The sequence below is a fragment of the Halomonas sp. LS-001 genome, assembly GCF_052983955.1.
This window is the reverse complement of sequence record NZ_CM129816.1, coordinates 593931-618515: the sequence shown is the minus strand read 5'-3', so window position 1 is coordinate 618515 and position 24585 is coordinate 593931. Positions and strand designations below refer to the sequence as shown.

Below are 24585 nucleotides of genomic sequence, written 5' to 3'. Positions count from 1 at the left end.
CACAGAAGTGAGCGGGGGCTTTTTTATGGCGGCTGTTTTTATGACCGTTTTTATGACTGTTCCTGATATCGGCTTTTGTCGACGGGTATATCGTCACGGTAAGTGACAATATCATCCGTCCCCATCAGCCCCAGTTCGATGCCGACGGTGTAAAAGCTGGTCACCGAGAACGGGTGGATCTCACTGGACGTATGCGCCACAGTAATGCCGCCGGATAGCTGATGACAGGCAGCCTTGGTAACTTCCTGTAGCAATGCAAAATCACGAAAGTAGTCTTTCAACGGGGGTTTACCCTTGGCGCGGCGCTGAAGGTTTTTCTCGCCAATATAGCGGTCAACCTGAGCTTCAAGGCGTTGTAGAGTGCCTGACCGATTGTGGTTCAAAATAGCGGCAAGCTGGGAATAGCGAACTTCCACAATCACATTATTTCTGTCGGCGTTCGGCGCATGGTAGTCGGCGATGCTTTCATCCAGGCAAACAAGCCCGCGTGACGCGCCTAACTCTGCTGCCACCAGGGGTGTAATGGCCGAGATACCTCGGGCTTCCAGCGGATCGCCTTGTATCACGATCAAAGGCGGTTGGGTGATTGGCTTCTGCTCCCAGTGCGCGTTGAGCCGTTGGACAATACGGGAAGCAACCGGCGCTGGGTCGCGGGTGTCAAAGCCACCCATGCCTTCGATGACAACGGGATGATGATGGCTCAGTGATAGCAGATGATCATGCTGCAAGGTAACGCGCCCCTTAGGCGTATGGATTGATTTTCAGGTACCCGGTTATGGTACCAGCCACTGCCCGGCCCAATCATCTATACGCTGGAACCTGGCGCGACGGTGGTATGACCCCAAATGCAGAGCGTCTATCGCCTGAACCTTCAGATGAAGAACCGCAAAGGCTGCTGGATCAGGCGTTTTGGTATACGCCAGAGAGTCTGCAATCGGCTGGCCGGGAGCCGAGCCTGTGCTGTAGGCGCTGCGAGAGTGCTCGGGAACTTTCTTCCATCGCTCGCGGACGTCATCACCGCTTAAAATGCTGACGTCTGCTTGTATACGGGTTTGTAGATGCGCGGACGCATCCCAGATATGTAGCGAAGCCTTTGGTGTGTTCGTCAATTCCAGGACCTTGGCTGAGTGAAGGTCGGTGTAGAACGTCAGTGTGGCGGCCTGCTTATCGGCTTCGCGCAGCACCACAGTTCTGGCCTGCGGCTCTCCCTGGGAGCTGACAGTGGCCAAAACCGGGTGACGCGCCGGGGCATGACGATCGTGCACGCCTCGGATCAGCCGCGACCAGAGATGTTCATGGAGTCGCGGCAGTTCTTCTGCCCAAGGGTGAGGGTTATGCATGCGCTGGTTCCTCGATAAAAGCTACTTCATAAAACAAAACCATGCATAGCTTAGCGCGTCAGCCAGGGAATTAGCCAACCAGCTCGCACGCTTCCCGACATGCCCGGATACCCTCGGCCAGCTCCCCCACCAAACCATGCACCCGCTCAATGGCTTCATCTGGCGTGCTGGCGGATTCAATGCAATCCACCAGCGCGGAGCCGACCACCACCGCATCGCTGTAGCGGCCAATCGTGGCGGCCTGTTCTGCCGTGCGAATACCAAAGCCTACCGCAATGGGAAGCGGTGTGTGTTCACGCAGGTTGGCCACCGCACTTTCCAGGCGTTCCGGCGTGGGGGCATTGCCACCGGTCACGCCCGCCACCGAGATGTAGTAGATAAAGCCGGAGGCGTTATTCAGCACCTTGGGTAGCCGTTTGGCATCCGTGGTGGGCGTTGCCAGGCGAATAAAATCAATGCCGTGGCGGGCCGCCGGTTGGCAGAGTTCTTCGTCGTGCTCCGGCGGCAGATCCACTACGATCAGACCGTCGACACCGGCACTGGCGGCATCGGCCAGGAAGCGTTCAACACCGTAACAGTAAATCGGGTTGTAGTAGCCCATCAGTACGATGGGTGTGGTGCGGTTGTGTTCGCGAAAACGGCGTACCATCTCCAGCGTTTTCGCCTGGGTCTGGCCGTTGCCCAGGGCACGCAGCGCGGCTTTCTGAATCGCGGGGCCATCGGCCATGGGGTCGCTGAACGGCATGCCAAGTTCGATGATGTCCACGCCTGCCGCCGGTAGACCATCCAGCAGGCGCGTTGAGGTTTCAGCGTCCGGGTCGCCAGCGGTCAGGTAGCTGACCAGTGCCGGGCGGTTTTGCTGTTTGAGCGTAGCAAAGCATTGATCAAGTCGGGTGGGGGAATTCATGGCAGCCTCCTGGTTCACGCGGATTGCGGGTTGATGGCGTATTTGTCACTGAGATGCTCGGCCACGCTTTTCATATCCTTATCGCCACGTCCGCTGAGGTTGATCACCATCAAGTGCTCACGCGGCAGCGTGGGCGCACGCTTGGCCACTTCGGCCAGGGCGTGGGCGGTTTCCAGAGCGGGGATGATCCCCTCCTGGCGGCAGCAGAGCTGAAACGCTTCCAGTGCTTCATCATCCGTGGCGGATACATACTCGACCCGCCCCTGCTCATGTAACCAGGCGTGCTCTGGCCCGATGCCGGGGTAATCCAGCCCGGCAGAAATCGAGTGGGCGTCGGTGATCTGACCATCTTCGTTTTGCAGTAAATAGGTGCGGTTGCCGTGCAAGACGCCAGGCGTGCCGCCGTTCAGGCTACAGGCATGCTGACCGCTCAGGATGCCTTTGCCGCCCGCTTCGACGCCTATCATCTGCACATCCGCGTCATCGATGAACGGATAAAACAGCCCCAGCGCATTGGAACCGCCGCCCACGCAGGCAATCAGCGAATCCGGCAGGCGGCCCTGCTTTTCGAGCATCTGCGTGCGCGTTTCATGGCCAATCACTGCCTGGAAATCGCGCACCATGGCGGGATACGGGTGCGGCCCGGCCACGGTGCCAATAATGTAAAAGGTGTCGTCAACGTTGGTGACCCAGTCGCGAAGGGCTTCGTTCATGGCATCTTTAAGCGTGCCGGTGCCGGAAGTGACAGGAATGATTTCCGCGCCAAGTAATTGCATACGAAACACATTGGTCTGTTGACGTTCGATATCCGTTTCGCCCATGTAGATCACACATGGCAGGCCAAAGCGTGCCGCTACCGTGGCGGTTGCCACGCCGTGCATGCCCGCACCGGTTTCGGCGATGATGCGCTTTTTGCCCATTTGCCTGGCCAACAGCACCTGGCCGATGCAGTTATTGATCTTGTGGGCGCCGGTGTGATTGAGCTCTTCGCGCTTGAAATAAATACTCGCCCCGCCAAAGTGTTCGGTCAGCCGCTCGGCGAAATAAAGCGGGCTGGGGCGGCCGACGTAATCACCCTGAAAATAGGCCAGCTGACGCTGGAATTCAGGGTCATTCTTGGCAGCGGTGTATTCGTCCTGCAGTTCCAGAATCAGCGGCATCAACGTTTCCGCGACAAAGCGGCCACCGAAGCTGCCGAACAGCCCGTTGGCATCGGGGAGAGATACGTTAAGTGGTTTGTTCATGACAACCTCGGTGTGCGTATTGAGTATGCGACGACAGTACGCCAGACGAGCGAAGATAAAAATCGATAAGATATCGTCAACATGTGAGTTAAAATCAACAGTACTGACGAAACAGCGATGCGTATCACACCACCGAGACAGGACAACCAATGCCTTTCAGCATGCCACCGTTAAGTGCCCTGCGTGCCTTTGAAGCCACTGCCCGGCTTGGCAGCGTAACGGCCGCTGCCGATGAGCTGAACGTTACCCACGGGGCGGTTAGCCGCCAGCTCAAGAGTCTGGATGCACATTTTGGCGTGGCGCTGTTTGCCAAAGCCGGTCGCGGGCTTGTGCTGACGCATCATGGCGAGCAGCTGCAAAGTGGTGTCGGTGAAGCATTCACCCGGCTACGGGATAGTTGCGCTTCCCTCAAGCATGACGTGGAAGAAGCGCCCTTTACCCTGGCCTGCCCAGGCAGCCTGCTGGCGCGCTGGCTGATCCCCCGGTTAGACCGTCTGCACCAGGATCTGCCAGAACTGAAACTTCAGGTGGTAGTGAGCGATACCGAACAGCCGAACCAACACAGCGATGTCAGCGCCAGCCTGGCGTTTTCCGAGCCGCCCTGGCCAACGGATGTGACGGTCATTGAACTCGCCCCCGAACAGATCTGCGCCGTGGTCAGCCCGCGCTTAGCGAGCCATTGCGAACCGGCCAACCCCGACTCACTGTTTGCCAACCCGCTGTTAGCCACCGCTTCCCGCCCCCAGGCGTGGCCACAATGGGCTAGCGCCCAAGGGCTTGAACCCTCGGCTCTGGAAACCGCCCTTCAGCAGGGCCAGAGCTTTGCCCATCTTTACTATCTGATAGAAGCGGCGTTGGCGGGGTTAGGCGTGGCGATTGCGCCCAGGTTACTGGTGGAAGATGACCTGAAAAGCGGACGTTTGGTGGCTCCCTGGGGCAGCATCGAAACGCCCGCCCGGCTGTGCCTTTGGCTACCCCAGAAAACCAGCGTGAGGCGCAGCGAGGCCCTCGCCAGCTGGCTCAGGAAGGAACTTAAAGGGTAAATGGCAATACCCATCGACGTAGCTTGGCTTGCTAACCAAAGGCTGTCTGCTGAAAACTCTCTCTGGAGGTCACCGCGGCATGCCATTCCCGTAACGCTGGGTACTCTTCTTTCCAGTTCACTTCCGGCAACCTGAAGACCAGGTAATCCAGCGCGACGGCGGTGGCGATTTCCCCGAGGGTGATCGACGGCGCTCGCTGGCTTTCGTGAAGCTCGTTGCTTAGCTGCTGTGTTATGCGCTGGATGGCGCGCTGACGTCGTTGGCCAAGCTCACTTTGATCAATCTCAGCGCCGTAATGTTTTCGCGCAATGACCGTGGTGAAGGCGGCGTCCATCAGGTTTTGCCCAAGCCCGGCCTGATGCAGCACCTCCGCCAACCGGGAAGCTGGCATCATCGGCTCGCGGGGGCTGATACCATCCAGGTAAACCGCGATCAGTACTGACTCACTGAGTGTTGTGCCATCGTCAGTCACCAGGGCAGGAATTCGACCGGCAGGATTGGCGGCCAGCAGGGCTTCGTCATCTGCCCAGGGGTCACACCAGTTCAGCGAGACGCTATCCGTCAGGCCTTTTTCCAGCAGGAGAATCCGCACCAGGCGGGCGTAGGGCGAGGTGGCGTTCAGGAAGAGCTGCATTATTGTCTCCGTTTCTGGTCAGAGAGAGGAACATGACGCTGCTGCAGACCACGGCTTAGCAGCACCAGCAAAAAGCCGCCTATCAACATCAAACTGCTAATGACAAACAGCGGCGAGTACGTGCCCCAGGTGACATACAGCGCTGACATGGCGTAGCCAGACAACGCCTGAGCCGCCGCAAAGGCAGCGGTTGCCTGGCCCCAGAGCTTTTTATGGGCGGCAGGGCCGACCAGTTCCGCAAGCCGCCCTGAGGTCAGCGCGACAATGCCAGGGATCATTGCCCCCACCACAAACGAGGAGACTGCCTGGCTGAGCACTGCGAGGGAGAATACCGGTAGCGCCACCGCCGCCGCCTTGGCCAGAAAGGCAATCGTCAGACCTCGATGCCACCCCACCCGCTGCGCCAGCACGCCTACCACCAACGGCCCGCACACGGCCCCCATGCCGAAGATGGCCCACTGCAAAGACGCGGCCTGATGGCCCAGCGCGTTTTCTCGGGCGAGGTAGTCGACCCAAAACACGGTATGGGGAACAAAGCCGACCGCATCTAACGCGTAAGCCCCCATCACCAGCAATACGGCAACGCTGACACCGGCATAGGCTGCCTTATCGCCTGGCTGGCCAGACACCGCCGGGCCAGGGGTTGGCGGTGACGCCAGGCGGGTAACACCCCGGTCGCATAAAAGCCCTGCCATCACACAAAGCAGCCCCAGGGTACTCCAGGTCGCCATCAGGCTGACCTCAAGCAGCCAGGGAACCACCGATGCCGACAGCAGCGCCCCCAGGCCAATCCCCGTAAACACAAGCGCCCCAACGCTGGGGCGCCTTTCAGGCGGCGTTGACGATAACGCCAGCGATGGCCCCACCACCATGAGGATTGCTCCGGCAATACCAGAGACCAGACGCCAGAAAAAGAATCCATTGAAACTGCCCTCTCCCGCGCAGAAAAAAAAGCTCAGAGCAATTGCCGAGAAGCAGGCTCCCATCACTGCGCGCACGGAAAAGCGCTCGCTAAGCGCGTGGGCAGACAGAGCACCAATCAGATAACCCAACAGGTTCGCCGCCCCCAGGTAAGCCCCCTGGCTGGCGCTGAACCAGCCTTCCTGGATCAGGGCGGGAAGTAACGGCGTATAGGCAAACCGGGCGATACCAATGCCTGCCAGGGTCGCCATCACCCCGGTACTCAGGGCGGGAAGATCGTTGCGGTTAATCATGTCGTGTCCTTGGCGGAGAGGATTACTCTTAGCCTACCCACAACGTAAATTTCTTAGAAACGATTTATAATGATAACGACTATCTTTTTTTAAGATAACGGTTATCTGAAGGGGGATGGGTATGCAATTGAAATCGCTGCGGCTGTTTATGGCCGTTGCCGGAATGGGCTACACGGTACTTCCCCGCGTCACGGTGGAGGCGCACCAGCATCGCTTTGGCATCTATTACCTGGCGCTACCTTCCGCCATTGCCAATATCGATACCTATTTTGTTACGCCGGAATCTGCCACCTGGTCACCCGCGCTGGCGCGTTTTGTTGATACGTTGCGCGGGGAAGTAGCGGCATAAGGCTAAATCGCTTACCAGCAATACTACTTAACCACCTCACCAATCGAACGCTTGCCATCCAGCAGCGGGTATACCTGATTAATGAGGTCGGGGTTTTGCACCACATGCAATAAGGCATAAGCGACGTTCGCCCGTGAGATCTGATTATCGCCTGCCTCATCCACGGAGCTGGCAAACTGGTGGCTGGCAGCCTCGTCGGTCAGCCGGCCCGGCTTAAGAATCACATGGGCAATATCGCTTTTGCTCAGATGGGCATCGGCCGCGAATTTAGCCGCCATGTAGGGGCGAAGTTTCTCCGGCGCCTGCATCGGGTCTTCCGCCCGCATGGCGCTAACCATGATATACCGGGAAAGCCCCTTCTGGCTGGCAATATCGGCAACGCGAATGGCACCGAAAAGATCAATCATCAGCGTTTTATCCGGCCCGGTATGTGGGCCCGAACCGGCAGTGAAGACAACCTGGTCGCAGCCTTCAAAGGCGTGTTCAAGCTCCCTTTCCAGGTCAGCAATCACGGTGTCAATGCCACGCTCGTTAAACCATGATGCCTGCGTTTCATTGCGGATCATCGCTTTAACAGGCGTGCCTGCCTTTTGCGCCAACTCACAAAACTGTTTGCCTATCTGCCCGTTGGCACCAATGACTAACGTGGTCATCGTATCTCCTTTTGAATAGCTGTTCTCTTTAGTTGCAGGCATTTTTAGGTAATTCAACCCAGCGTTTCTGCCGCCCACCCCATACATCATGTGTTCCCGATGCCGTGGTTGCCTTGATCTCGCAGGTAACCAGCGCTTTTCGTTGCGCATTTGGCATTGAGGCACGCAGGCATGTAAGATAATTGAACGTTCATTCAATTAAGGGTTTACCATGCAACGTCATCCGTTGATTACCGCGCTTTCACTGGGTCTTTTCGCTGGTGCTGCTTCGTCGTCTGTGCTGGCAGAGACACCTTTGGAGCAGCAGCTAAAGGATCTGGAATCCTTTCAGGTCATTGCCCACCGTGGCGCCAGTGGTCATGCGCCGGAAAGTACCATGGCGGCTTATACGCTGGCCCATGAATGGGGGGCGGATTATCTGGAGCTCGACGCTCAGCTCACGTCCGACGGTGAACTGGTGATATTTCATGATGACACCCTTGACCGCACGAGTGATGGCGAGGGCCACATCAATGACTACACACTGGAAGAACTGAAAGCGCTGGATACCGGCACATGGTTCAACGCTGCCAACGCCGATAAGGCAGACCCGGCGTTTGAAGGCGCGCAGATCCTCACGCTGGACGCGTTATTTGAGCGTTTTGGCCATGACACCCGCTACTATATTGAAGCCAAGTCACCGCAGTTAAATCCTGGTTTGGAAGAAGCCCTGGTCGAGGCCCTTGAAGAGCACGACATGATCGAGAGTGGCCGGGTACTGGTGCAGTCATTCGAGCAGGACAGCCTGCTCAAGGTGCATGAACTCAATGAGCACGTCCCGCTCATTCAACTGGTATGGTATTCCCCCAGCGAGACGGATAGCGACCGCTTGGCCGAGTGGACGGGTGTCACACCGGGGCCAGCAGATATCACTGATGCAGACTTTCAGGCTATCGCAGAGTACGCGTCAGGTATCGGCACAAACGTGACCTATGACGGCGACGATGTGAACAATGCGGCATTTATTCAAAAGGCTCAGAAAAATGGCTTGCCCGTGCACGTTTACACCCTGAACAATAAAGCCGACATGCAACGCTTGCTGGACTGGGGCATTAACGGTGTATTCACCGACTTCCCCGACCGGCTTATCGAGCTTGTCGAGTAGCCTTTTAACGTAAGCGTTGACTTTAACTTGCCTGCCAGATGCCCCACAATGCGATCCTTAGAAAACAATGTGGAACGTTTTCACTGCGCTGACTGGAGCTCTTATGCTGTGCTTTTCCTATGGATCGAATATGTCGTCGCTGCGTCTGGCAGCACGAATTCCGGCACGTTTTGTGACAACAGCGGTGCTGCCCGCATATCGGCTGGCGTTTCACCAGCACAGCGGTGATGGTTCAGGAAAATGCGACATTGTACCAGCCTCTGAACAGGCGGCAGTTTATGGCGTGGTGTGGGAGGTTGACGAACAGCACAAGCCTACGCTGGATGGCTTTGAAGGGCTGGGGCACGCCTATACGCAAACCTGGCTGACGGTTGAAGACCTGCACAGTGGCAAATGGCTGGAAGTACAGACGTATACCGGTTTGGTGACATGTCACCGGGTTCAGCCGTATACCTGGTACAAGCAGCATGTTGTAAACGGTGCCCGTGAGCACCGTTTACCCACGCCCTACCTCCGCGCTCTGGAACAGGTAACGGCCATTGACGATGCTGACAGCAGTCGCCATGACCGTGAAGTGGCGATTTATTCGGGGTTACTGACCGAAGCCGATACCCAGACTTAGCCCCTGCAAGCCGTCAAATGAGACCTTAAGCTCATCAGAAAACAGCGGATGCCCTTCTACAGCAAGTTCCATGCTGGCAGATGCCCCCTTGAAAGTGACATCAGCAGACACATTGGCTGAAGTATTAATCGGCGCCAGCCAATCGTAGTTCAGGCTGTCCACGCTGACAGCCGTCATGCCACGGTCATCCAGCTGTTGCTGCACTTCCTGTTTGATCGCGACACCGTAATAGAAATACAGGCCGACATAACCCAGCGCCAGAACGAAAACCAGTGAAAAGAGCTTGCCCATTGTGTTCCCTGCTATTGTGAACGTTTGCTATGGGCCGTCTGCCGTTTTCTCAGCCGACCACGAGCGCAGATAATGCCCGTGCTCACCGGCGCGCGCAAGACAGCAAAAATGAACCTCTTTTAACTTGATATCAAGACGTCCCACACCGCACCTTCCGCCCACTGCCATCATGGCAGCCCACCCGGTTGGTGTCGTTTATGCGCTATACTGTGGATCTTCACTTTTAATGACACTGATAACGACGCTAGGAAGCCACTATGTCTGATGCCCCCAATACTACGCCAGGGCAGGAATGGAAAGCCCGCCAATATGCTGAAAATGCAGGTTTCGTCTCGGCACTGGGCGGCAACGTCATGAAGCTTTTAGCCCCTCAGCCCGGCGAGCGCATTCTGGACCTTGGCTGTGGTGACGGCGTATTGGCGGAACACATGGCTCAACTCGGCGCTAACGTTCTGGGGGTTGATGCCTCATCAGATATGGTGGCTGCCGCACAAAAACGCGGCGTCACCGCTCAAGTCGTCGATGCCCACCAGCTCCCATTTGGTCATGAATTTGATGCCGTCTTCAGTAATGCGGCGCTGCACTGGATGCTGGAGCCACAGGCGGTATTAGCAGGCGTAAATCGCTCTCTGAAACCCGGTGGGCGTTTCGTTGCCGAGTTTGGCGGCCATGGTAATGTGGCGGCTATCTGCACCGCACTGATTGCCTCGCTGCAGTTTCGCGGGATCGGCGCGGATGAACGCCACCCCTGGTATTTCCCCACCCCGGAAGAATATACCCAACTGCTCCAGACCTCTGGCTTTCACGTTGATTCCATTGAGCTGATCCCTCGCCCGACCCCGCTACCCACGGGTATTACTGGCTGGCTCGAAACCTTTGCCAGCCCGTTTTTGCATGGTCTTGACGAAGATCTGCAAAACTCGATTATTGATAACACCATCAACCTGCTGACCCACAGTTTACGTGACAGCCACGGCAACTGGACCGCTGACTATGTCAGGCTGCGCGTGTCTGCCCACGTTTAGGCCCAACCACAAAAAAACCACCGCCTTTAACAGACAGTGGTTTTTACGGTTACGTGCTTAACGGGTTTTACGCGGCTGTGTTTTTCAGCGTCGCCATATCAATCACAAAGCGATAGCGCACATCGCCTTTTTCCATGCGCTCAAAGCCTTCATTGATATTATTGATATCCAGCATCTCGATATCGCAGGTGATGTTCTGCTCAGCGCACAGCTTGAGCAGGTCTTCCGTTTCAGCGATGCTGCCAATCAGTGAACCGGCTACCACGCGGCGCTTGAAGACAAGATTGAAGGCCTGAATAGCAGGTTCAATCGGCTCAAGCAGACCGACGATGATATGCGTGCCGTCATATTTCAACGAGGCCAGGTAGGGGTTCAGATCGTGCTGAACCGGAACGGTATCCAGCATGAAATCGAAGGTTTCTGTAACAGCATCCATTTGTGCTTGGTCGCTGGATACCACCACGTGGTCAGCCCCGTTACGCTTGGCTTCTTCTACCTTGGCATCAGAGCGGGTAAAGACGGTGACTTCCGCGCCCAGCGCTTTAGCCAGTTTCACGCCCATGTGGCCAAGGCCACCCATACCAATGACACCGACTTTGTGGCCTTTGCCCACACCGTGATGCTTCAGCGGTGAATACGTGGTCACGCCAGCACATAGAATCGGCGCCGCGGATGCCAGGTCAATGCCTTCAGGCATCTGCAGCACAAAGTGTTCGCTGACCACGATGGAGTCAGAGTAACCGCCCTGGGTCAGGGTGCCGTCCTGACGATCAGGGCTGCCGTACGTCATGGTGAACCCTTCCATGCAGTACTGCTCCACGCCATCCTTACAGGCGGAACAGGTACGGCAGGAATCCACCATGCAGCCCACGCCTACCAGGTCACCGGCCTTGAAACGCGAGACATCGCTACCCACAGCGGTAACACGCCCGACAATTTCGTGGCCTGGCACCAACGGGAACTGGGTCATGCCCCAGTCGTTTCGGGCAAAGTGCAAGTCACTGTGGCAAACACCGCAGTAGAGGATTTCAATGGCGACATCGTCAGGGCGTGGTTCGCGGCGGTCAAAGGTAAACGGCGCGAGTGGTTGATCTGCTGAAAACGCAGCGTAAGATTTTGCTTGGCTCATGGAAACTCCTGATTGAGACATTCCACAAAAGCAGAAAGCTGCAGAAGTGGAAAGTGTGCTTCCATTATTCGCTTCTCAGCATTAGATAGCGATGAGCGAAGCTACGTTTTTTTTGCTTATTTCTCCATTTATACGTAATAAAATAACAATAATGATCAAAAAAACGTCATAATTATTGGGAAACTTCATACTTTCAGAAACACCATGCTTTGAGCAAGCGTTTTCAAATGGAGGAACACCGCTAATGGCCAGCACCGCCTACGCAGGCAACGCACTTGCTGATCTCATCGCGCCACTGGTGCAGAGCGATGGTTTGAGTGCGTCTCGCTTACCCCGGGTATGTTTATTCCGCCTGGGGCGTCGTCAGGCACGTACGCCACTCATGTACGACCCCAGCCTGATTATCATTGCGCAAGGCCATAAGGTCGGCTATCTGGGTGACCGGGAGATTCATTACAATCCCGGTCATTATCTCGTGCAAACCTTGCCGCTCCCCTTCGAGTGTGAAACCCACGCGTCGCCTGATGCCCCGCTATTGGGGATTGCGGTGACATTAGACCCGGCACTACTCAGTGAAATGGTCACCGCCATGGGCGACACTGACATGACCCACCCAACGCCCAAGCCGATGGCATCAGTGGCAATGAACGAAGGAATGCAGGCGGCCATGCTGCGTCTGGCAAAGGCGCTGCACGACGACGTCGAATGTACGACCATGGGAAGTGCCCGTATCCGGGAGGTGGTGTTTGAAGCGCTGAAAGGCGAACAGGGGCCTGCCCTTCGGGCGCTGGTCAAAGGGCACGGCCACTACTCGCGCATTGTCCAGGTGCTCTCGAAACTTCACACCCACTTTGCCGATGATTTCAGCGTTGAACAGCTCGCCCAGCAGGCAACAATGAGCGTGTCGACGTTTCATCAGCACTTCAAGCAAATAACGCGGGCGTCTCCCGCTCAGTATTTAAAGCGGCTGCGCCTGATTAAAGCGCAGCAACTGCTTTTGCAAAACAGCCATAACGTCAATCAGACCGCATTGGCGGTCGGGTATCGCAGCGTGCCTCAGTTCAGCCGTGACTATAAACGCTATTTTGGCGAGTCGCCCCTGCAACACAGACGTCGCGAGCAGCTACTGACGGAACCGGCACCAGGACATCCAGGGTCTGTGCCATCCCTATCCTCAACCGTAAGATGAATTCATGCAGCCACAAGACCTTGAGAAACTGGTGACTCACACCATGCCGTTTGGTAAATATGCCGGCTGGATTATTGCTGACCTGCCTGGCCCCTACCTGAACTGGTTTGCTCGGGAGGGCTTTCCAAGCGGGGAAATTGGCCAACTTCTGCATTTAATGCACGAAATTGACCACAATGGCCTGAGTGATTTACTCGCTCCGCTGCGGAGGCCTTAAGCCGTGTTTTCGCCCCAGCGGCTCAAAAACAGGGCATAGGTTTTCAGGACATGGCGGATGGATTCAGTATCCACGCGCTCATCGACCCCGTGAATATTTTCGGCAACCGGGCCATAACAGGTGCCGTTGATGCCACCATGAATTTTGTAGGCGCGCAGGTCCGTGGTGCAGGTCAGGGGTTTGTGGATGGCAGCATCACCGGTCAGGTCCTGATGGCACTGCCCCAGAAGGCGAACGCCCGCATCTTCCAGGTCAACTTCCACCCCTTCTGAGCAGAAACCGTGAAATTCCACACTCAGATCGGAAATCCCGGTCAGTGTTTCTGCTTCGGCTTCCACGCAAGCCTTCACCCGAGCCTGCATCTCGTCTACCGCGATACCGGGGGGAAAGCCGATGCGCCCTTCAAGGCTGGCATAAGCCGGTACGCTGGACGCCCAGTCGCCACCCTGAATACGGCCAAGATTAAGGTTGAACGGCTTTTCGATATGCCCAAACAGTGGATGGCGCGGCGCGGCATTGATCTCGGCCTCCAGGGGCTTCAAGGCGTTGAATAAAGCCGTCACGGCTTCAATGGCATTGCTGCCAGCGCTGGTATCCAGCACATGGACAGGGACGCCATTCAGGCTGATACGAAACCACAGCACACCGGCTTGCCCAGTGATGATATGCGCGCCAAATGGCTCGGGGATCAACACAAAATCGCCGGTGTGACCGGCTTTTACACAGGCAAGAGCGCCGTGGCCGGTGCATTCTTCTTCAATCACGGTCTGCAACGTCAACGGATGTTGAATCTCTACGCCTGCCAGCCTCACGGCTTTAACGGCCATGCACATGGCAGCGATACCGGCCTTCATATCACCCGCGCCGCGCCCGTAAAGCCAACCGCTGTCATCGCGCCAGGGTTCCCATGGAGGGCGAGACCAGGTGTTGTTCGGCTCAGCGGGCACGACATCCAGGTGTCCATTGAAGACCAGATGTGGTCCAGGGTTTCCTTCATTCAACGATGCAATCACGTTATATCGGGATGCTTTATTCCCTGAGACGCTGTCAAGACGGTCATGCAGACCATCGTTATGAGAGGCAACAAAGGATAGCGCCGTCTCATTAAGCGGCACATGGGTGACATTGAAGTTCTCTTTTCGATACCACGCATCAATGACGGCCTGAGCACTCTGCTCCTGCCCGAGAACACTGTAAGCCCTTACCAGTTCCTCTGTTAAATCAAGGGTTTCATCGAATAGCGTGTCACAGCAGGCAAGAACACCCTGCTCCTTTTCTGTCAGCATACTGGTTGCTCCGTTGCCTTTTTCATAAGCCACTGGATCGCGTTTTCTCAGGATCACTTATCTAATGGTTTACATTTTTTTATGCGCTTGGCAAGGAAAAGTCGGGGCTGCCTTGGTATTTATTTAATTTATACAAAGAATAAAAAATTAAAAATGGCCTTATGCCAACCGGGGTGATACTTGTAATAAACATTGAATAAAAACATTAAAAATCACAAACACAGGGCGCTATCCTTTTTATCTAAGCTGCCCTGAATCAAAAAAACGTTTTATATAAAAAACGATACACAGCACGCGCCGGCAACGTTGATAAAAAAGACAACAGGTGAGCCGAGTGAACATCTTTTCAAAAATGACGTTATGGCAGCCGTTGCTCGATGGGCACTTCTGCCATGGCACGGTGCAGAAAATCAAAAAACACTTGCTCGGCCTGGGAAAAGCGCGAGTCCTGGTGCCATACCAAGTGCAGATCAATATTGGGAATGCCTTCATAGGGAGGCAGCGGCCACAGTTGACCGCTATCTATATCTTGCTGGACGGTATGTTCCGGCAAGCAGCCAATGCCCCAGCCACTGCGCACAAACCGCTGGATTTCTTCCAGACTGCTCGACGTGACGACCATTTCCCCCACCAGCCCAGCATTGGCACGAAACAGCGCGATGCCCGCCAAAGCCCCGGAAAGCTGCGCGCTTGTGAAGGAGACAAACGGCTCATTTCTGAGCGCCTCCAGCGCCAGATTCTGCTGGCCGAAGAAGCGATGCGCCCGGCCACAGAAAAACCGGTAGCGCTGATGCACCAGCAGCTGGCTGTTCAATCCTTCGACCGGATGCGGCAGCAGGCTGATGCCTACCGTGCCCATTTTCTGGGTAATCGACTGAACCACATCATGGCTCGACAGCACAGTGACTTCGCAGGTAATGCGCGGATGCTGGTGGTGAAAGCGTTGCAGCACTTCGTCCAGAAAACTGCAGTGAATGCCGCTGACCAGAAACAGAGTGATCTGTCCAGCCACTTCAGGCGAGGTGTCGCGCACATTAACGCTGAGACGCGCCACGTTGGCGTAAATTTCCAGCGCGTCGCGATACACAAGCTCCCCCGCTTCGGTCACCCGAAAACGATGGCTGCCACGCTCAACCAGACTTTGCCCGAGATGCGATTCAAGCCGCTTCAACGCCAGACTAACCGCAGGCTGGGAGAGATTAAGGCGCTGTGCCGCGCGGCTGATACTTTTTTCCTGAACGATACTGACAAAGGTGCGCAGCAGGTTCCAGTCAAGCGTGTCGTGTACAGACCTCATTTAAGCAGGCTCCCGAGGGCGGTAAAAACGTCAGCGGTGAATCCTTGCGAAGAGTACAGCAAGGCGGCGTAGCTGCCCATCACCCACCACCCGGTTTCTTGATCAGTAAAGGAGAAGGTTGCATGACGACCCACGCTAAAGAGGCGATCACTGCTGCGCAGATTAATGGCGAACGCCTTTGGTCATCACTGATGGAGATGGCGAATATCGGCCCCTCTCCGAATGGCGGAAGCCGTCGACTCACCTTGAGCGAGAAAGATCTGGCCGGTCGTCAACAGCTGCTCGACTGGGCGGAAGCACTCGGGTGCGAATGGAAAACCGACCAGGCGGGCAACATGTTTATATATCGCCCAGGGCGTGACAACAGCCTTTCTCCGGTGGCGGTTGGCAGCCATCTGGATACCCAGCCGCTAGGCGGGCGTTTTGATGGCGTGCTGGGCGTACTAGCGGGGCTGGAAATCTTTCGCACGCTGAACGATCAGGGCATTACCACCCACAGGCCACTGGTGCTGGTGAACTGGACAAACGAAGAAGGCAGCCGCTTTGCTCCCGCCATGGGTGGCAGTGGTGTTTACAGTGAACGCCTGTCGCTTGATGATTTTCGCGCGGCCACGGACCGGGACGGTATCTCACTGGGCGAAGCGCTTGATCAGTCCGGTTATAAAGGGTCGCTGACCCGTCACGAACTGCCATTGGCTGCTTATCTGGAACTGCATATTGAACAGGGGCCGATACTTGAGAAGAAAGCCCTGCCGGTCGGCATTGTCAGTGGCGTGCAAGGGTTACGCTGGTACGACATCACGTTTACCGGTGACTCTGCTCACGCGGGGCCAACACCGATGGAGTATCGCCATGATCCGCTGATGGCCGCGACGGCCTTTGTGGAAGCCATGCGCAAGAGCGTACTCGACGATGCCGAAGGCACCTCGCGTCTGACCATCGGCGATTTTCAGGTCGCCGAACCCTCGCGCAATGTGATTCCCGGAGCGGTCACCCTGCATGTCGACGTACGCCATACGGATGAAAACACCCTGCAAACCCTTGATGACACGCTGCGCGCCCATGTGCAGGCGGCCGCTGAGCGTGAAGGCGTCAATGTGGATGTCAGCGTGCTGTGGCATATGCCAGTCACCCGCTTCGACGACACCCTGGTGGAAGATCTTTGCGATGCGACAGACACCCTGGGGCACACGCCTTTCTGCATGATGAGTGGCGCCGGTCATGACGCCGTCAATATCAGCTATGTAACACCCACCGCGATGCTGTTCATTCCTTGCCGGGACGGCATCAGCCATAACGAACGTGAAGACGTACAACCCGAGCACTGCGCTATCGCAACACAGGTGCTGTGCGATGCGCTACTGCGCGCGGCGAACCGTGAGTAACGAGGCAGCATGGACGAATTCAATGCCTTAATCACCCGGCTCTGCGGAGCCATGTTTCCCATCAACAAACCATAAGTACGGGGAAAACCATGAATACGGGGAAAACCATGAAGAAAACCTTAACCCTTGCCATTGCGGCAGCTTCCATGACAGCCGCTTACAGCTGGGCAGATGAACCTCGCTCAGGCGGGGTGATTGATACCATCATTCAGCCTGAACCGCCCGGCATTATTGCCGGGGTTCATCAGAATGCGCCGGCCCAGACGGTCTCCGGCAACATCTTTGAAAGCCTGTTGCGCTATGACACCGACCTTAACCCCATGCCGCAGCTGGCCAGGGAATGGACGGTCAGCGAAGATGGTTTGACTTATACCTTCCATCTGCATGAAGACGCCACCTGGCACGACGGCGAGCCCTTCACCTCTGAAGACGTGGTGTTCTCCACCGATGTGTACCTGCGCGAGATGAACCCTCGCACCCGGACAATCCTCTCTCACGTGGAAAGCATTGAAGCGCCCGACGACCACACGGTCGTGTTTACCCTCAAAAACCCCTTCGGCCCTTTCCTGTTGGCCTTTGAAGCGGGCACCATGCCGATGATGCCCAAGCATATTTACGAAGGCACAGATTTCCGCAACAGCGAGGCGAACAACCATCCCATTGGCACCGGTCCGTTCAAGTTCGAAAAATGGGATCGTGGCCGCGTCATTCAGCTGGTCAAGAACGAAGACTATTACGAAGAAGGGCTGCCTTACCTGGATGGCATCAACTGGCACGTGATCCCAGATGCCTCATCACGCGCGGTGGCTTACGAGAACGGCACGGTGGATGTACTGCCTGCCAACTCGGTTGAAAACTTTGATATTCCACGCTTAAGCGACCTTGATAATACCTGCCGTACCGAGCAGGGCCATGAATACTTCAGCCCCTTCGCCATGCTGTGGATCAACAACCGCGAAGGCCCGATGGCGGATAAACGCTTCCGTCAGGCGGTGATGTACGCGCTGGATCGTGAGTTTGCCCGCGACGTGCTGTGGAATGGCCTGGGTAAAGTCCCGCTTTCAGCTTTCGGCTCGAACGCCAGCTTCCAGGATGACAGCCTGCCTCCGTATGACCACGATCCGGAACGCGCTCGTGAACTGCTGGATGAAATGGGCTACGACGGTGAAGAAGTGCGTTTGCTGCCGATTCCCTATGGCGAAACCTGGGTACGCTGGGCCGAAGCCGTCCAGCAGAACCTGCAGGAAGTGGGTATCAATGTCACCACACAGTCCACGGATGTGGGTGGCTGGAACCAGCGTCTTGCCGAGTGGGACTACGATCTCGCCTTTACCTACCTGTTCCAGTACGGCGACCCGGCCCTGGGTATTTCACGGACCTATATTTCCAGCAATATCGCCAAAGGTTCTCCGTGGAACAACGTAGAGGGTTATGAGAACGAGCGTGTCGATGAGCTTTTCGACATGGCGGCGACCGCCTATCCGGACGCAAAGCGTGAAGAGTATTACCACGAGGTTCAGGAAATTCTTCACGAAGAAGTCCCGGTTGGCTGGTTGCTGGAACTGGGTTTCCCAACCATCTATAGCTGCGATGTTAAAAATCTTGTCACCACAGGCATTGGCCTTAATGACGGGTTCAAAAACGCCTGGCTTGACCGGTAACACGACGTTGGGCGGCGCTTTGCCGCCCGACTCTCGCATCATGTCGCCACGGGAGTAGATGGCATGCTCTATGCCAGATTGATCATCACACGGCTTTTAAAAGCCGTCGTTGTTCTGTTCATGATCGTTATCTTGAATTTTTTCCTGATTCATATGGCCCCCGGTGACCCAGCGGCTGTCATGGCTGGTGAAGCGGGCGCTACCGATGCGGAATTCCTGAAACAGCTGCGCGAGCAGTTTGGTCTTGACCAACCGCTTTACGTACAGCTTTGGCAATACGTTTCCGGCATTGCCACTCTGGATTTTGGCTATTCCTACCGTCAGCAAATGCCGGTATTTGATGTCATCATGGAGCGGATGCCCGCGACACTGCTGCTCACCGGCACGGCCTTTGTCATGTCACTGGCACTGGGCATTCTGGCCGGTTCCATGGCAGCAGCACGAGCGAAAAAGCCTAGCGGCTCACTGATTATGGCACTGGCACTGGTTTTCTACGCCACACCGCTGTTCTGGGTAGCGCTGATGGCAGTCGTCCTGTTTTCGGTGCACCTTGAATGGCTGCCCGCTTACGGTTACTCCACCGTTGGCGGCGATTTCACCGGGTTTGCTCTGGTGCTGGATATTGGTATGCACCTGATTCTTCCCGCCACCACCCTGGCGCTGTTTTTCATGGCGATTTATACCCGCATGACGCGCACCTCAATGCTGGAAGCCAGTCAGCAGGATTTCGTCAAGACGGCACGAGCCAAAGGGCTGGCCCCCGGCGTGATTCAGCGACGCCATATTCTGCGCAACGCTCTGCTACCAATCATTACTCTGGCAGGCCTTCAGGCGGGCCAGATGGTGGGTGGCGCGATTCTCACCGAAACCGTCTTTGCCTGGCCGGGTATCGGCCGCCTGATGTTCGAGGCGCTGATGCAGCGTGACTATAACCTGCTGCTGGGGATCTTTTTCTTTTCTGCGGCCCTGGTGATTGCGTTCAACATTATTACCGACCTTGTTTATGGCCTGGTTGATCCGCGTATCAAGGAGTCATCATGAATTTCTTTGCCCGCTTCGCCCAGAACCGTGGCGCCCTGGTGGGGTTGATCATACTGATCATCATCATTCTGATGGCGATCACGGCCCCGTTGTTTTTTCCTGAATCGCCGTGGCGGATGGTCCAGCGCCCCTTCCTGACGCCCCTTGAAGTGGACGGTTTCCCGATGGGTACCGACACCATGGGTCGTAACGTTGCCGCAGGCCTGATGCATGGTGCCTGGGTATCGCTGTTGATTGGCCTGGTTTCGACCTCGGTGGCGCTGCTGATTGGCGTACCATTGGGCGCTATTGCTGGCTATTACGGTGGCCTGCTGGATGATGCGCTGATGCGTTTCACCGAGTTCTTCCAGACCATTCCCAACTTTGCCCTGGCCATTGTGCTGGTGGCCATCATGCAGCCCAGCGTGACCTCAATCGTGCTGGCCATTGCGCTGGTCAGCTGGCCACCGGTGGCGCGTCTGGTGCGGGCGGAGTTCATGTCGCTGCGCAACCGTGAGTATGTCGAAGCGGCGCGTCTGGTCGGCCAGGGTAATGCGACCATCATTCTGCGCCAGATTCTGCCTAACGCCATGTCGCCGATTATTGTACTGGCGTCTTTGATGGTGGCGACAGCCATCCTGCTGGAATCCTCTCTGTCCTTTCTGGGGCTCGGTGACCCGAACGTCATGTCATGGGGCTATATGATTGGCGCCGCGCGTACCGTTATTCGCCAGGCATGGTGGCTAAGTTTCTTCCCGGGGCTTGCCATTCTGCTCACCGTACTGGCCCTGAACCTGGTTGGCGAAGGCCTCGACGATGCGCTTAATCCGAAACTTAGCCGAGAACGCTCATGAATCAGGGGAACCGCATGACTTCAACCACCGATACCCCCTTGCTGAGCCTGCAGAACCTGACCATTGCGCTGCCCAAGGTGGCAGACCGCGCCTATGCCGTGGAAGACCTCAGTTACGATGTGCTGCGCGGCGAAATCCTCTGCGTCGTGGGTGAATCCGGCTCTGGCAAGTCCATGGCCGCCAACGCCGTCATGGGCCTTCTGCCCAAGGGCGTCCGAGCGGTAGGCGGCAAGGCCATGTTTGGGGGTCAGGACCTTTTGAGCATTACCGAAAAGCAGCATCGCCAACTGCGCGGCCTGCGTATCGGGATGATTTTTCAGGAGCCAATGACCGCCCTGAACCCGCTGATGCGCGTCGGTGCGCAGATCAGCGAGGTCTTCGAAGCCCATGGTCAGCTCAACAGGGCTGAACGCGGTGCCAAGGCATTGGAACTATTGAAAGAGGTCGGGCTGCCCGACCCGGAAAAAGCCATTCGTGCCTACCCCTTCCAGCTTTCCGGTGGCCAGCGCCAGCGGGTGATGATTGCCATGGCGCTGGCACTGGAGCCCGAACTGCTGATTGCCGACGAACCGACCACGGCACTGGATGTCACCACTCAGGCGCAGATACTCGACCTGATTATTGATCTGCAGAAACGTCACGATATGGCGGTGATGTTTATCACCCATGATTTCGGGGTAGTGGCTGAAATTGCCACTCGGGTCTGTGTGATGCGCGATGGCCAGATCATTGAGCTCGGTGACGCAAAGGAAGTACTGGACAACCCGCAGCATGAGTACACCCGCGCCCTGATTGAGGCGATTCCCAGCGATATCGTACCGGAAGCCCGTGGGGCGGAAACCGACACGCCGCTTTTGGATGTTAAAGGCCTCAACAAGGTCTTCCGCTCCAAGGGCGGCCTGTTCAAACCCGCCCGTGAAGTGCGTGCCCTGGACGACGTGTCGTTTTCATTGGTCAAAGGCGAAACTATTGGCATTGTCGGTGAGTCCGGCTCAGGAAAGTCCACCCTGGGGCGCTGCATTGTGCGCCTGGAAACCCCGGATAGCGGGACCATGAAGCTCTCCGGCACCGATTTCATGCAGCTCAAAGGGGAGTCGCTGCGCCGCGAACGCAAGCGCGTGCAGATGATTTTTCAGGACCCTTATGCGTCCCTCAACCCGCGCACCCGGGTAGGCATGGCGATTGCTCAAGGCCCGATGGCCAACGGGGTACCCAAGCAGAAAGCCCTGGCTCAGGCCGATGAGCTGCTGGAACTGGTGGGCCTGGCCAACACATCGGATCGTTTTCCACATGAATTCTCCGGCGGTCAGCGCCAGCGGATCGGCATTGCCCGCGCACTGGCACTGGAGCCGGAACTGATCGTGGCTGATGAAGCCGTTTCCGCGCTGGACGTGTCGATTCAGGCGCAGATTCTGAAGCTGCTGGAAGACCTCAAACAGAAGTTTTCGCTTTCACTTCTGTTCATCACCCATGATTTGCGGGTCGCCGCCCAGATCTGCGATCACATCATCGTGATGCAGAATGGCAAAATTGTGGAACAGGGCCCTGCCCGCGACGTTTTTCTGGCACCCCAGAAGGCGTATACCCGCGAGTTGCTGGAGGCGATCCCCGGCCGACCGGAAGCGACCGACACCGCATCATGACACTCCGCATCATGACTCTCCGTATCATAACAACGAGGCTCTGAATGGATGCATTATTAACCGAGATTATCGCCATCGTGGGCCAGCCACATCTTCTGCAAGGCGACGATGTTAACGCCCGGCGCGATGACTGGATGCGCAGCACGCCATGCCAGGCACGCGCCATTGTGCGTCCGGCTGATACCGAGCAGCTTTCACAGGTGATGGCCGCCTGCCATCGGGCACGCCAGCCGGTTGTCACCCATGGCGGGCTGACGGGGCTGGTGCGAGGTGGTGTCGCCAATCACAACGAACTGGCAATTTCGCTGGAGCGGATGAATCAGATTGAGGCCATTGATCCGATCAGTGGCACCTTGACCGTGCAGGCGGGCACTCCCCTTCAGCGCGTACAGGAAGCCGCCAGCGAGGCCGGGATGCAGTTCGCCCTGGACCTGGGGGCGCGCGGCTCCTGCACGATTGGCGGCAACATCGCCACCAACGCAGGCGGCGTCAGGGTCATCCGTTATGGCATGATGCGTGAGCAGGTGCTGGGGCTTGAAGCCGTTCTTGCCGATGGCTCCCAGGTCAGCTCGATGAATCACATGCTCAAGAACAATGCGGGTTACGATCTCAAGCAGCTGTTTATCGGCAGCGAAGGCACCCTGGGTATCGTCACGCGGGCGGTACTCAAACTGCAGCCCCAGCAACCGGCCATGCAGACGGCCATGGTGGCCTGTGCTACCTTCAGCGACCTGACCGCGCTGCTGCCCTATATCCGCCAGGCACTCGGCGAACAACTCGCGGCCTTTGAGGTTATGTGGCATAACCACTATGCACTGCTCACTGAAGAAAGCGGCCGCCACACGCCGCCATTAGCGACCGATGCGGCGTTTTATGTGCTGATCGAAACCCTGGGCAGCGACCAGACGGCCACCGCCCAGCGTTTTGAAAGCGTGATCGAAAGCGCCTTTGAAAACGGCCACATCAGCGATGCCGTGATTGCCAGCACCACCCATCAGCGTGAACGCTTATGGGCGATTCGCGAGGATATCGAAGGCCTTCTGCACGCCATGTCGCCACACTTCACCTTTGATGTCAGCCTGCCGATTCCAGAGATGGATCACTATGCCCGCACCCTTGAGCAACAGATTAACCAGCGCTGGCCCAAGGGCCGTGTGGTGGTGTTCGGCCATCTGGGGGATGGCAATCTGCATATTACTGTCACCCCTGGCCCCACTGATAATGACGCAGCACTCACAGGGGATAAACTTGCAGAAGATAAGCTTGCCGTAGAAGCCCTGGTCTATGGGCCGCTGGCTGCCATGGGGGGGTCTGTTTCGGCAGAACATGGTATTGGCCTGGATAAACGGGCCTATTTGCACCTGTCACGCACTCCCGCTGAGATTGCGCTGATGCGCACGCTGAAAGAGGCGCTCGACCCGCACGCCCTGCTCAATCGCGATAAGATTCTGGCGGACGAGACATCATGATCATAGCCAGCGTCTCGCGCTATCTGGCTCAACGACGCGATAGCGGGCAGCTATCCTCTATCGCGCTGATTGTGACCATCGGGCTATTCTGGGGCGGCAACTGGCCGGCGGTGCGTTTTATCCTGGCGGATGTTCCTCCGTTCACGCTGCGCGCCATTGGCTTCACTACGGGGGCCTTGTTGCTGCTCGGCTGGGCTCGCTGGCGACGTCTGCCGCTCAAGGTTTCACGCCAGGAGTTACCCTGGCTGGCCGTGACCGGCTTTTTCACCATACTCGGGTTCAACCTGGCCACCGCCTTTGGCCAGCTACGTATGCCTACGTCACAGGCGGCTATTATCGCGTTCAGCATGCCTTGCTGGGCGCTTTTGCTGGGCTGGCTCTTACTCGGTCAGCGCATCACCAAACGCCAGTGGCTGGGGCTTGCCTGCGGGCAGGCCGGGCTTCTGGTACTACTCGGGCCATCGGCGTTACAGGGCGGCAGCCAAGGGCTGATTGGTCCTGTGATCATGCTCGGTGCCGCACTTTCCTGGGCGCTGGGGACAGTATTGATCAAGCGGCGTGGCGGCTGGGAAAGTCATGCGGTGGTCGTCACAGGATGGCAGTTTGTCTTATGCGCGATTCCCATGATCATCATGATGACCGCCCTTGAACCCATGCCCCAACCCGCCACCTGGCAGACATCCACCTGGTTGGCACTCGGTTACCATCTGCTGTTTTCGATCACCCTGGCGCAGATGCTATGGTTTATGAACGTTAATCGGCTGAGTATTGCCCAGGCGACCATTTCCACCCTGATCATTCCGACCGTCGGCGTATCAAGCGCCATCCTGCTGCTGGGAGAACCTCTTAGCCCCAAGGTGTTTATCGCCTTGATTCTGACCCTGACGGCGGTGGCCATCGTGATGCTCAAGCGCGCGCCGGAAGCCACCACCCGTTGACCTAACGCTACCTTGCCCATCCGATATATTC

Annotated in this window: 25 protein-coding genes; 14 read left to right on the top strand and 11 right to left on the bottom strand. The window is 56.8% G+C overall.

Annotated features, from left to right (window positions below):
- Positions 1-50 precede the first annotated feature (50 nt).
- The 4 genes from ACU6TU_RS02680 to trpB form a co-directional block, all read right to left on the bottom strand.
- Positions 51-728: a hypothetical protein gene (locus tag ACU6TU_RS02680; RefSeq protein ID WP_447143050.1), complete on the bottom strand. Its 678-nt coding sequence runs from the start codon at positions 726-728 to the stop codon at positions 51-53.
- 45 nt (positions 729-773) lie between these two features.
- On the bottom strand, positions 774-1340 hold the full coding sequence (locus ACU6TU_RS02675) for a pyridoxamine 5'-phosphate oxidase family protein (protein WP_447143049.1): 567 nt from the start codon (positions 1338-1340) through the stop codon (positions 774-776).
- Positions 1341-1410: 70 nt separating this feature from the next.
- The gene (gene trpA / locus ACU6TU_RS02670) at positions 1411-2247 is read right to left on the bottom strand and encodes a tryptophan synthase subunit alpha (RefSeq protein ID WP_447143048.1); all 837 of its coding nucleotides are present in this window, start codon (positions 2245-2247) and stop codon (positions 1411-1413) included.
- Positions 2248-2261: 14 nt separating this feature from the next.
- Positions 2262-3491 carry a tryptophan synthase subunit beta gene (gene trpB / locus ACU6TU_RS02665; protein ID WP_447143047.1) on the bottom strand — a complete coding sequence of 410 codons (1230 nt, stop codon included), beginning with the start codon at positions 3489-3491 and terminating at the stop codon, positions 2262-2264.
- Positions 3492-3640: 149 nt separating this feature from the next.
- On the opposite strand from trpB, the gene ACU6TU_RS02660 reads away from it, so the two are divergent.
- Positions 3641-4534 (top strand): LysR family transcriptional regulator, encoded by an 894-nt coding sequence (locus tag ACU6TU_RS02660; protein ID WP_447143046.1) that lies wholly within the window; start codon positions 3641-3643, stop codon positions 4532-4534.
- 31 nt (positions 4535-4565) lie between these two features.
- Here ACU6TU_RS02660 and ACU6TU_RS02655 read toward each other — a convergent pair whose 3' ends face one another.
- Together ACU6TU_RS02655 and ACU6TU_RS02650 are read right to left on the bottom strand one after the other, a co-directional pair.
- Positions 4566-5168 (bottom strand): glutathione S-transferase N-terminal domain-containing protein, encoded by a 603-nt coding sequence (locus tag ACU6TU_RS02655; protein WP_447143045.1) that lies wholly within the window; start codon positions 5166-5168, stop codon positions 4566-4568.
- Positions 5168-6382 (bottom strand): YbfB/YjiJ family MFS transporter, encoded by a 1215-nt coding sequence (locus ACU6TU_RS02650; protein ID WP_447143044.1) that lies wholly within the window; start codon positions 6380-6382, stop codon positions 5168-5170. Before ACU6TU_RS02650 ends, ACU6TU_RS02655 begins: the two co-directional genes overlap by 1 nt.
- Before the next feature lie 121 nt (positions 6383-6503).
- Here ACU6TU_RS02650 and ACU6TU_RS02645 point away from each other — a divergent pair, with 121 nt between their 5' ends.
- Entirely contained in the window at positions 6504-6731 is a 228-nt protein-coding gene (locus tag ACU6TU_RS02645) for a LysR substrate-binding domain-containing protein (protein ID WP_447143043.1), read from the top strand.
- A gap of 23 nt (positions 6732-6754) precedes the next feature.
- Here the strand turns inward: ACU6TU_RS02645 and ACU6TU_RS02640 are convergent, their stop codons facing one another.
- Positions 6755-7384, bottom strand: a complete 630-nt coding sequence (locus tag ACU6TU_RS02640; protein ID WP_447143042.1) for an SDR family oxidoreductase — start codon at positions 7382-7384, stop codon at positions 6755-6757.
- A 211-nt stretch (positions 7385-7595) separates the two neighbouring features.
- Here ACU6TU_RS02640 and ACU6TU_RS02635 point away from each other — a divergent pair, with 211 nt between their 5' ends.
- Positions 7596-8528 (top strand): glycerophosphodiester phosphodiesterase family protein, encoded by a 933-nt coding sequence (locus tag ACU6TU_RS02635; RefSeq protein ID WP_447143041.1) that lies wholly within the window; start codon positions 7596-7598, stop codon positions 8526-8528.
- A gap of 67 nt (positions 8529-8595) precedes the next feature.
- Entirely contained in the window at positions 8596-9150 is a 555-nt protein-coding gene (locus ACU6TU_RS02630; RefSeq protein ID WP_447143040.1) for a gamma-glutamylcyclotransferase family protein, read from the top strand.
- Here the strand turns inward: ACU6TU_RS02630 and ACU6TU_RS02625 are convergent.
- Positions 9121-9441: a hypothetical protein gene (locus tag ACU6TU_RS02625; protein ID WP_447143039.1), complete on the bottom strand. Its 321-nt coding sequence runs from the start codon at positions 9439-9441 to the stop codon at positions 9121-9123. The genes ACU6TU_RS02630 and ACU6TU_RS02625 overlap by 30 nt on opposite strands.
- Before the next feature lie 257 nt (positions 9442-9698).
- Here ACU6TU_RS02625 and ACU6TU_RS02620 point away from each other — a divergent pair, with 257 nt between their 5' ends.
- Positions 9699-10466: a class I SAM-dependent methyltransferase gene (locus ACU6TU_RS02620; protein ID WP_447143038.1), complete on the top strand. Its 768-nt coding sequence runs from the start codon at positions 9699-9701 to the stop codon at positions 10464-10466.
- Between the two features lie 67 nt (positions 10467-10533).
- Here the strand turns inward: ACU6TU_RS02620 and ACU6TU_RS02615 are convergent, their stop codons facing one another.
- A complete protein-coding gene (locus tag ACU6TU_RS02615; RefSeq protein WP_447143037.1) occupies positions 10534-11595 on the bottom strand; it encodes an NAD(P)-dependent alcohol dehydrogenase in 1062 nt (353 codons plus the stop codon).
- 244 nt (positions 11596-11839) lie between these two features.
- On the opposite strand from ACU6TU_RS02615, the gene ACU6TU_RS02610 reads away from it, so the two are divergent.
- Entirely contained in the window at positions 11840-12784 is a 945-nt protein-coding gene (locus ACU6TU_RS02610; protein ID WP_447143036.1) for an AraC family transcriptional regulator N-terminal domain-containing protein, read from the top strand.
- Positions 12785-12788: 4 nt separating this feature from the next.
- Positions 12789-13001, top strand: coding sequence for a DUF3820 family protein (locus ACU6TU_RS02605; RefSeq protein ID WP_447143035.1), 213 nt, complete (start codon positions 12789-12791; stop codon positions 12999-13001).
- Here the strand turns inward: ACU6TU_RS02605 and ACU6TU_RS02600 are convergent.
- Positions 12998-14287: an ArgE/DapE family deacylase gene (locus tag ACU6TU_RS02600; RefSeq protein ID WP_447143034.1), complete on the bottom strand. Its 1290-nt coding sequence runs from the start codon at positions 14285-14287 to the stop codon at positions 12998-13000. The genes ACU6TU_RS02605 and ACU6TU_RS02600 overlap by 4 nt on opposite strands.
- Before the next feature lie 358 nt (positions 14288-14645).
- On the bottom strand, positions 14646-15584 hold the full coding sequence (locus ACU6TU_RS02595; protein ID WP_447143033.1) for a LysR family transcriptional regulator: 939 nt from the start codon (positions 15582-15584) through the stop codon (positions 14646-14648).
- A gap of 122 nt (positions 15585-15706) precedes the next feature.
- Between ACU6TU_RS02595 and ACU6TU_RS02590 the strand changes: the two genes are divergently transcribed.
- The 7 genes from ACU6TU_RS02590 (at position 15707) to ACU6TU_RS02560 (ending at position 24554) form a co-directional block, all read left to right on the top strand.
- The gene (locus ACU6TU_RS02590) at positions 15707-16969 is read left to right on the top strand and encodes a Zn-dependent hydrolase (protein WP_447143032.1); all 1263 of its coding nucleotides are present in this window, start codon (positions 15707-15709) and stop codon (positions 16967-16969) included.
- Positions 16970-17076: 107 nt separating this feature from the next.
- The gene (locus ACU6TU_RS02585; protein ID WP_447143031.1) at positions 17077-18630 is read left to right on the top strand and encodes an ABC transporter substrate-binding protein; all 1554 of its coding nucleotides are present in this window, start codon (positions 17077-17079) and stop codon (positions 18628-18630) included.
- A gap of 63 nt (positions 18631-18693) precedes the next feature.
- On the top strand, positions 18694-19671 hold the full coding sequence (locus ACU6TU_RS02580) for an ABC transporter permease (RefSeq protein WP_447143030.1): 978 nt from the start codon (positions 18694-18696) through the stop codon (positions 19669-19671).
- Positions 19668-20504 (top strand): ABC transporter permease, encoded by an 837-nt coding sequence (locus ACU6TU_RS02575; RefSeq protein ID WP_447143029.1) that lies wholly within the window; start codon positions 19668-19670, stop codon positions 20502-20504. The genes ACU6TU_RS02580 and ACU6TU_RS02575 overlap by 4 nt, the downstream gene beginning before the upstream one ends.
- A gap of 14 nt (positions 20505-20518) precedes the next feature.
- On the top strand, positions 20519-22147 hold the full coding sequence (locus tag ACU6TU_RS02570; protein WP_447143028.1) for an ABC transporter ATP-binding protein: 1629 nt from the start codon (positions 20519-20521) through the stop codon (positions 22145-22147).
- A 44-nt stretch (positions 22148-22191) separates the two neighbouring features.
- Positions 22192-23616 (top strand): FAD-binding oxidoreductase, encoded by a 1425-nt coding sequence (locus ACU6TU_RS02565; protein WP_447143027.1) that lies wholly within the window; start codon positions 22192-22194, stop codon positions 23614-23616.
- Positions 23613-24554 (top strand): DMT family transporter, encoded by a 942-nt coding sequence (locus ACU6TU_RS02560; protein ID WP_447143026.1) that lies wholly within the window; start codon positions 23613-23615, stop codon positions 24552-24554. Before ACU6TU_RS02565 ends, ACU6TU_RS02560 begins: the two co-directional genes overlap by 4 nt.
- Positions 24555-24585: the final 31 nt, after the last annotated feature.